This window comes from Pseudomonas onubensis (assembly GCF_965653655.1).
In the GTDB taxonomy this organism is placed as follows: Bacteria; Pseudomonadota; Gammaproteobacteria; order Pseudomonadales; family Pseudomonadaceae; genus Aquipseudomonas.
Genome location: NZ_CBFHAZ010000296.1, coordinates 1 through 435, shown reverse-complemented (window position 1 = coordinate 435; position 435 = coordinate 1). Strand labels below are relative to the sequence as shown.

The 435-nt window shown below is 38.9% G+C and carries 1 pseudogene; it reads left to right on the top strand.

What is annotated here, in order from left to right:
- Positions 1-122 precede the first annotated feature (122 nt).
- Positions 123-435: pseudogene (locus ACTD9P_RS30030) on the top strand (hypothetical protein); the annotation flags it as partial.

Sequence of the window (435 nt, the reverse complement as noted above, 5' to 3'; positions counted from 1 at the left end):
ATAATAAGAAAATGGGAATATTGTACCCATTTAATATTAATAAGGTGAACATCTTTACCTTTTTCTGTATTGGTGTTATCGTTTAAATATACATAAAATTTAAAAGAATAGGGAGTGGAAAGATGGCAAATGTATTGATGATCGGCTTTCCGGGAGAAGGCCATATCAATCCGTCTTTAGGCGTCGTAAAAGAACTGAAGGCAAAAGGGGAACATGTCGTATATTACGGCGTGAAGGAATATGAGCACAAAATCGCGTCAAGCGGAGCGGAATTCCGTGAATGTGAAGATTTCCGAAAAGATGAATTCGGAAAAAACGCAACGGGTGATGAACAGCGGGATGCTACCGAGTTTTTACTGTTAATGATTGAGACTTCCGAAAAAGCCGCACTCCGTATTCTTGAGGAAGTAAAAGATGAATCATACGACTACATCC